Source organism: Aquibium sp. A9E412 (genome assembly GCF_030398335.1).
In the GTDB taxonomy this organism is placed as follows: domain Bacteria; phylum Pseudomonadota; class Alphaproteobacteria; order Rhizobiales; family Rhizobiaceae; genus A9E412.
In genome coordinates, this window is record NZ_JAOAOP010000102.1 from 1 (window position 1) to 7,995 (window position 7,995).

At 71.4% G+C, this 7,995-nt stretch carries 8 protein-coding genes and 1 pseudogene; 6 read left to right on the top strand and 3 right to left on the bottom strand.

Annotated elements, in window-relative coordinates; all coding sequences use genetic code 11:
* Positions 1 to 201 precede the first annotated feature (201 nt).
* Positions 202 to 414, top strand: a complete 213-nt coding sequence (locus N1F89_RS19790) for a hypothetical protein (protein ID WP_290086172.1) — start codon at positions 202 to 204, stop codon at positions 412 to 414.
* 300 nt (positions 415 to 714) lie between these two features.
* Here the strand turns inward: N1F89_RS19790 and N1F89_RS19795 are convergent, their stop codons facing one another.
* On the bottom strand, positions 715 to 843 hold the full coding sequence (locus tag N1F89_RS19795; protein WP_290086173.1) for a hypothetical protein: 129 nt from the start codon (positions 841 to 843) through the stop codon (positions 715 to 717).
* A 263-nt stretch (positions 844 to 1,106) separates the two neighbouring features.
* On the opposite strand from N1F89_RS19795, the gene N1F89_RS19800 reads away from it, so the two are divergent.
* Complete coding sequence (locus tag N1F89_RS19800) at positions 1,107 to 1,352, top strand: hypothetical protein (protein ID WP_290086174.1); 246 nt, start codon at positions 1,107 to 1,109, stop codon at positions 1,350 to 1,352.
* A gap of 89 nt (positions 1,353 to 1,441) precedes the next feature.
* Positions 1,442 to 1,732 (top strand): annotated as a pseudogene (gene clpS / locus N1F89_RS19805) (ATP-dependent Clp protease adapter ClpS); the annotation flags it as partial.
* A 185-nt stretch (positions 1,733 to 1,917) separates the two neighbouring features.
* On the opposite strand, the gene N1F89_RS19810 reads toward clpS, so the two are convergent.
* Together N1F89_RS19810 and N1F89_RS19815 are read right to left on the bottom strand one after the other, a co-directional pair.
* Entirely contained in the window at positions 1,918 to 3,702 is a 1,785-nt protein-coding gene (locus tag N1F89_RS19810) for an NAD(P)/FAD-dependent oxidoreductase (protein ID WP_290086176.1), read from the bottom strand.
* A gap of 62 nt (positions 3,703 to 3,764) precedes the next feature.
* A complete protein-coding gene (locus tag N1F89_RS19815) occupies positions 3,765 to 4,727 on the bottom strand; it encodes a MurR/RpiR family transcriptional regulator (RefSeq protein WP_290086178.1) in 963 nt (320 codons plus the stop codon).
* Between the two features lie 309 nt (positions 4,728 to 5,036).
* Here N1F89_RS19815 and N1F89_RS19820 point away from each other — a divergent pair, with 309 nt between their 5' ends.
* From N1F89_RS19820 to N1F89_RS19830, 3 genes are all read left to right on the top strand, one after another.
* Positions 5,037 to 5,852 carry an ABC transporter ATP-binding protein gene (locus N1F89_RS19820; RefSeq protein WP_290086180.1) on the top strand — a complete coding sequence of 272 codons (816 nt, stop codon included), beginning with the start codon at positions 5,037 to 5,039 and terminating at the stop codon, positions 5,850 to 5,852.
* Positions 5,853 to 5,869: 17 nt separating this feature from the next.
* Complete coding sequence (locus tag N1F89_RS19825) at positions 5,870 to 6,721, top strand: ABC transporter permease subunit (protein WP_290086181.1); 852 nt, start codon at positions 5,870 to 5,872, stop codon at positions 6,719 to 6,721.
* 66 nt (positions 6,722 to 6,787) lie between these two features.
* Positions 6,788 to 7,963, top strand: coding sequence for an ABC transporter substrate-binding protein (locus N1F89_RS19830; RefSeq protein WP_290086183.1), 1,176 nt, complete (start codon positions 6,788 to 6,790; stop codon positions 7,961 to 7,963).
* The last annotated feature ends 32 nt before the right edge of the window (positions 7,964 to 7,995 follow it).

Here is a 7,995-nt window from a genome sequence, read left to right on the forward strand (position 1 = left end):
CGTGAGCGACGTCGCGCTCCGTCGCCGGCCGCGCGGGCCTCGCGCCCACCGGCGCAATGCAATCGGCGCGCGCTTCACAGCCCTGCCGCAATTGTGCAGTATGACAGGCTGCGGCCGCAGGATGGCCGCGCGCGGGCGAGGCGACGGCCGGGAGGTTGGATGATGGCGCGTCGCCGGGACCCGCGAGCGGGAGACACGGCCATGGGCAGTTTCGTCAATCCGAACGCGGGCATCTACGATCCCGACGAGCTCGAGCGGCTGCATGGCGCGATCGAGGCGGTGTGCACGGAACTCGGCATCGAGGCGGCCGACGCGGTGCGCCGCGAGGCGGTGGCCGGCCGCGTGCTGCACGCCTGGTCGCGCGGCGGCCGCCTGCCGCTCAACCTGATCGAGGCCGGGCTGGAAGGCGCCTGAAGCGCGCCGCCCGCCACGCCGGTCAGCGCGCACCGCGTCGCCCTGCCACCCCCCTCATGCGCGGCCGAAGCCGCTGCCGAAGCGTCCGCCGCGCCGGCCGCAACCCGGCCGGGCCATCGGCACGGCGAGCTCGTCCGCCGTCTTCCTCTGCGCCTCCGCGCCGCGTCGAGCGCGCCGGCCACGCCGGACGGGGCGTCGCGCCGGGCAAACCGCGCGGCCGGGCGCTTCCTGGCGTAGCGCCAGGCGCTCGCGCCAATGCCGCGCAGCGGCCGTCCTCCCGGCTTTCCCGCAGCGCGCGCATCATCCGGTTGCGGCGTTCGGCGCCGACCGCACGGCCACGAACGAAGCCTGCCAGGCCGGCCGCTGCGCCTCGCCGCGGTCGAACCCGGCCGCGAGACGGGCGCGCCGGCCGTCGATGCGCTCCACCATGCCGGCCCGATCGCCGGCCCGCCATGCCGCCGCTATCGCCCCGGCCGCCCGTCACCGCACCCAGCCGCCACGCTGGCGAGACGGCGGGCACGCCGGCGAGCGGTCATCGGTCTGCCTCGCGTGGCGCGCGCGGCGTGCTGGCGACGGCCTCATCGTTGCCGGCGCCACGCGCGTCGTTGACGCGGAGCGGCCGGCCGCCGCGCCCGGTCGGTCGGAACCCGTGGCGCCGGCCCGGCGTTTGCGCTACAAAGGAGGTGTGAGCCATGCGCACACGAACATCGATCGCCGGCGTGCTCTACCTGCCGGTCAACGCGGTGCTGTTCGGCACCGGCGCCATCGCGGTTCTGTCCTTTCCCTCGCTGCAGGAGCAGTGGAAATACCTGATCCCGGCCGTCGTCGTGGCGAGCTTCGTGCTGGCCGCGCCGATCGCCTGGTGGATCGCGCCGCGCCTGCGCGTGCGGCACTGGAACCGGCGCCGCCGCGAGCGGCTGGCCGCGCGCGGCGCCTGAGCGCGGCGGCGCGCGTCCCGCCCCGCGCGGTCCGACCCGCCGCCTCCGCGCCGCGCCTCGCCGACCCGCCGGGTCCGCCCGGCACCCGCACGAAGCCGCGCGCGCGAACCAAGCCCAGGACCGAGCGGCCGAAGCTGCACAAGGTCATTCTCGTCAATGACGACTTCACGCCGCGCGAGTTCGTCGTCACGGTGCTGAAGGGCGAGTTCCGCCTGACCGACGACCAGGCCTACCGGGTGATGATCACCGCCCACCGCCGCGGCACCTGCGTGGTCGCGGTCTTCCCCAGGGACGTCGCCGAGACCAAGGCGACCCGCGCCACCGACGCCGGCCGCGCCCAGGGCTTCCCGCTGCTGTTCACCACCGAACCCGAAGAGTGACCGCCGCCCGCCCTCCCCGCGCGGGGGAGATGCCGGTGCGAGCGGCAGTCGACGCCTGTCCGGCTCGTCGCCCGGATACCCACCGCGCCACTCCGGTCGCCGGCAAGCGCAACAAGACCTGGCGGTTCCGTCATGCCCGCCGACGAACCGGACACGAACGGATTCGCCGCTCTTCGCGCCCGCGTTCAGGCGGCCTCGGGGGGCTGGTAGACGGGGGTGGCGATGCCTTCCATGCGCGCCTTGATCTGCAGCGCGACATATTTCGAGTAGAAGCGCGACAGCGCCAGGTTGCCGCCGTGGAACCACAGCGCCTCGTGCGCGGTCGGTTTCCACATGTTGCGCAGCTCGCCCTGCCAGGGGCCGGGATCGTTGCGCACGCCCGAGCCGAGGCCCCAGCACGGGCCGATGCGGTCGGCCGCCTCGCGCGAGACGATGCCGGCCACCGTCTCGTGCATCGAGTGGTAGCCGGTGCACGCCACCACCATGTCGGCGGCGAGCTCCGAGCCGTCCGTCAGGCGCACGCCGTCGCGCGTCAGCCGCTCGACGCCGACGCCGCTCCTGACCGCGATCTTGCCGTCGATGATCAGGTCGCTGGCGCCGACGTCGATGTAGTAGCCCGAGCCGGTGCGGTAGGCCTTCATCATCAGGCCGCTGTCGTCCTCGCCGAAGTCGAGCGCGAAGCCGGCCGCCGCCAGCCTGTCGTAGAAGGCGGCGTCGCGGGCGCGGATCTCGGCATAGAGCCGGCGCTGCGCGTCGGGCAGCAGCGCGAAGGGCATCGAGGCGACCATCATGTCGGCCACCTCGGTGGTGATGCCGCGCCGCAGCGCGGCCTCCGAATAGATCTCGAAGCCGAGCTCCATCAGCGTGTCGGAGCGCACCACCGTGGTCGGCGAGCGCTGCACCATGGTCACCGCGGCGCCGGCCTCCCACAGGTCGACGCTGACGTCGTGGCCCGAGCTCGCCGCGCCGATGACGACGCAGCGCTTGCCGCGGTAGCGCGCGCCGTCGGCATAGTCGGCCGAGTGCAGCAGCTCGCCGGCGAAGTCCTCCGCCCCGGGCAGCGCCAGCCGCTTCGGCGGGCCGTAGGCGCCGGTGGCGAAGACCAGCTGCTTCGGCCGCACGGTCAGCGTCTCGCCGCCGCGCTCGAGCGTCACCGTCCAGGTCTTGTCGGCCGCGTCGTAGCTGGCGCTGCGGCAGGTGGTGCCCGTCCAGTAGTCGAGCTCCATCAGCGAGACGTAGGCCTCGAGCCAGTCGCCCATCTTGTCCTTGGGCGTGAAGACCGGCCAGTGCTCGGGGAACGGGATGTAGGGCATGTGGTCGTACCACACCGGGTCGTGCAGCACGAGCGAGCGGTAGCGGTTGCGCCAGGAATCGCCGGCGCGCGCGTTCTTCTCGACGATCAGCGTCGGCACGCCGGCGAGCTTGAGCCGCGCGCCGAGCGCGATGCCGCCCTGGCCGCCGCCGATCACCAGGCAGTAGGGCTGCGTGGTGCGGCCGAGCGCGGCGCTCTCGCGCCGGCGGCGCTCCGTCCAGGTCTCGCGGTCGGGATCGGCGCCGTGCCGCACGCCCGTCGCGCGGCGCTCGCCGACCGGCTCCTCGTGGCCCTTGAGCGCCTGCATGGCGGTGAACAGCGTCCAGCAGCGCCCGCCCTTCAGCCGCATCATGCCGCGGCCGCGCGCCACCGCCGTCTCGAAGGTGAACCAGGCGGCGACGGCGCCATCCTCCGTGCCGGCCTCGCCGTCGAGCGCGAAGCCGTGCGGCCGGGTGGCGGCGAGCGTGGCGGCGAGCATGTCGGCGACCGCCGCCCGGCCTTCCACGGTCTTGATGGTCCAGGTGAAGGTCAGCAGGTCGCGCCAGTAGCACTCGTCGGCGAACAGCGCGGCGACCCGCCCGGGCTCGCCCGTCTCGAGCGCTGCCGCGAAATCGGCGAGCCAGCCTTCGGCCTGCTTGGTCGGTGCGATGTCGAGCATGTCCGGGTTGTCCTTTCTGGGGCGGCGCAAGCGCGCCTTGCGCCATGCGTGCCGGCGCGCGTTCAGTCGCCGAGCGGTTCCATCTGCGGGCCACTGCCACGGTGGGTGAGCACGTTGTACTTGATGCGGCGCAGCGTCTCGCGCGCCGATTCGTCGAGCCGGTAGCCGGCCGCCACCGACATCAGGTCGATGATCGCCAGGAAGGCGAAGCGCGAGGCGGTCGGCTTCAGCGTGTCGGGATATTCCGGCACCGCCACGGTCAGGCCGACGTCGCACACCCGCGCCAGCTCCGAGTTCGGCGCGGTGATGCCGAGCGCCCTGGCGCGGTAGTGCTTGGCCAGCTCCACCGCCTCGATCACCTCGCGCGTGCGCCCGGTGGCCGACAGCGCGATCACCAGGTCGTTGGGCTTCAGCGTCGAGGCGGTCATGCGCATGACATAGGGGTCGGAGTGCGCGCTCACCGCCACGCCGTAGCGGAACAGCCGGTACTGCGTCTCCTGCGCCAGCGCCGACGAGCTGCCGCCGAGCCCGAACACCGCGACCTGGCGGGCCCGCGCGATCAGCTCGGCCGCCCGCGCGACCGCCGCCGGGTCGAGCTGACGCTCGGCCTCCTCGAGCGCGCGCCGCGCCTCGCCGAACACCGCCCCCCAGAACGGCATCTCCGTCTCGCCGCCCTTGCGCGGCGGCTTCGTCAGATAGAGCGCGCCGACCACCAGGCTCTGCGCCAGCTTGAGCTTGAAGTCGCGCACCCCCTCGCAGCCGATGGCGCGGCAGAACCGCGTCACCGTCGGCTCGCTGACCGCCGCGCGCCGCGCCAGCGCGGCGTTGGAGGCGTCGACGGCGAAGCGCACGTCGTCGAGCACAACGTCGGCGACCCGCCGCTCGGCCGGCCGCAGGTCCCCGTAGCTGTCCTTCACCTGCGAGATGATGTCGGGGATGCGCTTGGGCTGCGCGGTGCGGGCGCCGTCGCCGGCGGCCGTCTCCTCGGCTGCGGGTGCGGCGGCGCCTTCGGCTTCGATCGTCATCACCCGCGTCCGCTTCCCCCGTTGGCCGATGCTGCGCGCCGCCGCCCGGACCGCCGGTCCCGCTGCGCTTTTCACGATGCCGGGCTCGCCGTCGGCGACGCCGGCGCGGTCGCCAGTATGTAGGAAAGTCACATGCTTTTCAACCGAGGCAAAGCGACGGATTTAAAAGGGTTTTTCCAGAAATTCCGAGATCGGGTCTGCCATGGTCCGCGGGGCCGCTTGACAGAAAAGTAGGATAGTTACAGACTGCTTGGAGGGCGTCGCGAGAAACGCCCGTCAGGCATTTCGGGGCCTTCCACAGAGGGGCGCATGAACGCGGTCGACGGCACAACTCCCAAGCTCGTGGTGCAGGACGCGACGAAGGTCTACGCCACCGCGTCCGGCGACCTTAAGGCGCTCGACCGCTGCTCGCTGCACGTCAACGCCAACGAGATCGTCTCGATCGTCGGCCCGTCCGGCTGCGGCAAGACCACGCTGCTGTGGAGCATGTCGGGCCTGCACGGCCTGACGAGCGGCCAGGTGACGCTCGACGGCCGGCGCATCGACGGCCCGCATCCCGACATCGGCATTGTCTTCCAGGAGGCGAACCTGCTGCCGTGGCGCGACCTCGACGCCAACATCCGCTTCCCCTTCGAGATCAAGGGGCAGAAGCCCGACCGCGCCTGGATCGACCATCTGCTGCACCGCGTCGGGCTGGACGGCTTCGGCGGCAAGTTCCCGCGCGAGCTGTCGGGCGGCATGCAGCAGCGCGCGGCGATCGTGCGTGCGCTGTCGCTCAAGCCGCAGGTGCTTTTGATGGACGAGCCGTTCGGCGCGCTCGACACCTTCACCCGCGAGGACATGAACCGGCTGGTCGAGGAGATCTGGCTCGACAGCCCGACGACCATCGTCTTCATCACCCACAGCATCGAGGAGGCGATCTTCCTGTCCGACCGCGTCGTGGTGCTGAGCGGCCGGCCGGGGCGGGTGGCGAGCGTCTATCCGGTGCCCTTCGCGCGGCCGCGCTCGCTTGAGATCATGGCGACCAAGGAGGTGTTCGACCTCACCAACGCCATCAAGATGGAGATCGTCGGCAAGCGGACCAGCCTGAAGTCCGCGCCGGCCGAACCCGAACGCGTCGATTGAGGTCCGGAGGCAAAGCGGTGGCCAACAGCTCCGACACCATCCCCCAGTTCCGCAAGAGCGGCGGCGGCGACGGACAGTCCGTCAGCCTGACCAACCTGTCGGCGTTCTCCGGCGGCATCGGCGTCAAGTCGATGGCCGAGGTGCTGGCGATCCTCGCCGTCGCGGTGGTCATCGTCGGCGGCGTCGAAGCCTCGCTGCGGCTGTTCGAGGTGCCGCACTACATCATGCCGCCGCCGAGCGCCATCTTCCGGGCGCTCGTCACCGAGTTCCCGCTGATCGCGCCGCATCTCGGCCACACGCTGGTCGAGCTGTTCGCCGGCTTCGCCATCGGCGCCTCGGTCGGCCTGGTGCTGGCGGCCGTCGTCACCCAGTTCCCCTTCGCGGAAAAGGTGATCGCGCCCTACATCCTGCTGCTCGTCACCACGCCGATGCTGGCGCTGGTGCCGCTGCTCATCCTGCGCTTCGGCTTCGGCTACGAGCCGCGCATCATCGCCGTGGCGCTCGCCTCCGGGCCGATGGTGATGATCAACTCGGCGACCGGCTTCCGCCGCGTCGACAGCGCCAAGATCGCGCTCGCCCGCTCCTATGGCGCCAGCACGCTGCAGATCTTCTGGAAGATCCGCGCGCCGATGGCGCTGCCGATGATCCTGGTCGGGCTGATGATCGGCGCCATCTTCGGCCTGCTGACGGCGGTCGGCGCGGAGATGGTGGGCGGCGGCTTCGGGCTGGGCAACCGGCTGACCACCTATTCCTCGATGATCCAGATGCCGCAGTTCTTCGCCGTCGTGCTGATCCTGTCGATCCTCGGCATCCTGATCTACACGACGTTCTTCCTGATCGGCAAGAAATGGGCGAGCTGGGAGACCTGACCGCGGCGCGGGCGGCGCGCGCCGGCAGGTGCTGCAATCGACGACGACCACAGAGGGAAAAGTGCCATGAGTGACAAGACCATCGGACAGTTCGGCCGGGCGCCCGTCAGCCGCCGCTATTTCCTGCAGGTCACCGGCGCCGGCGTGGTGACGGCGAGCGCGCTCGGCGTGCCGGGCATGGTGCGCGGCGCGCGCGCCGAGCCCTACGACACCTTCACCTGGATCTCGCCGCGCGGCACGCTCGAGGTGCTCGACGACTACCCCTACTGGGTCGCCAGGAAGATGGGCTATTTCGGCGAGCTCGACACCGAGATGCAGCCCGGCCCCTCGGACGGCACGGCGACCGTCAAGTTCGTCGACGTCGGCCAGGCCGACATGGGCTTTCCGTCGCCCGGCATCTTCGCCTTCGCCATCGACAACGGCATGGACCTGATGTCGGTGTGGCACATGGGCGCGCGCGACACCTTCGGCTTCGCCTTCCGCAAGGGCGAGGGCGTCCGCGACCTGAAGGAGCTCGAGGGCAAGACCATCCTGCTCGGCTCGGCCGCCTGGCAGTCGATCACCGACCCGCTGCTCGCCGCCCAGGGCGTCGACGTGTCGAAGATCAACTATGTCGAGGCCGGCTGGCCGACCTGGGGCACCGCGCTCGCCGCCGGCCAGGGCGACGCCGCGCTGTCGTGGGAAGGGCTGCGCGCCGAGTGGATCTCGACCGGGCTCGACTTCGAGTACTGGCTCGGCGTGCTGCACTCCAACTTCCCGGCCAACACCTTCGTGGTGCGCCGCGCCGATGTGGAGGATCCGGAAAAGCGCGCCTTCCTCGAGGAGTATCTGCGCGGCTGGGCCAAGGGCATGGAGTTCGCCTATCACAACCCGCGCGCGGCCGTGGAGATGGTGTTCGAGGAGTTCCCGACGCTGGCCAGCAATCTCGGCCCCGAGGTCGGCACCATGTCGATCATGCAGCAGATCAACGTCTTCCGCGGCGACATGGAAAAGCGCGGCGGCTGGGGCTGGCACGACATGGAGAGCTGGCAGTCCTTCTTCGACACGATCCACGAGATGGGCCAGATCTCCGAGCCGATCGAGGCCGAGAACGTGCTGACCAACGCGCTGGTCGAGCCGGCCAACAACTTCGACAAGGCGGCCGTCAAGGCCGACGCCGAAGGCTACGAGCTGTCGGAGGAGATGCAGGCGGTCGACCTCGCCGCCATCGAGAGCTCGATGTTCGACGCGGCCGTCGAGTAGCCGCGACCTTCGGGGCCGCGGCCCCGGCCGGC

Excerpts from the sequence above, each read along its gene's own strand:
- N1F89_RS19790 (WP_290086172.1), top strand. The coding sequence starts at position 202 with ATGGGCAGTTTCGTCAATCCGAACGCGGGCATCTACGATCCCGACGAG.
- N1F89_RS19810 (WP_290086176.1), bottom strand. The coding sequence starts at position 3,702 with ATGCTCGACATCGCACCGACCAAGCAGGCCGAAGGCTGGCTCGCCGAT.
- N1F89_RS19820 (WP_290086180.1), top strand. The coding sequence starts at position 5,037 with ATGAACGCGGTCGACGGCACAACTCCCAAGCTCGTGGTGCAGGACGCG.
- N1F89_RS19815 (WP_290086178.1), bottom strand. The coding sequence starts at position 4,727 with ATGACGATCGAAGCCGAAGGCGCCGCCGCACCCGCAGCCGAGGAGACG.
- N1F89_RS19830 (WP_290086183.1), top strand. The coding sequence starts at position 6,788 with ATGAGTGACAAGACCATCGGACAGTTCGGCCGGGCGCCCGTCAGCCGC.
- N1F89_RS19795 (WP_290086173.1), bottom strand. The coding sequence starts at position 843 with ATGGTGGAGCGCATCGACGGCCGGCGCGCCCGTCTCGCGGCCGGGTTC.
- N1F89_RS19800 (WP_290086174.1), top strand. The coding sequence starts at position 1,107 with ATGCGCACACGAACATCGATCGCCGGCGTGCTCTACCTGCCGGTCAAC.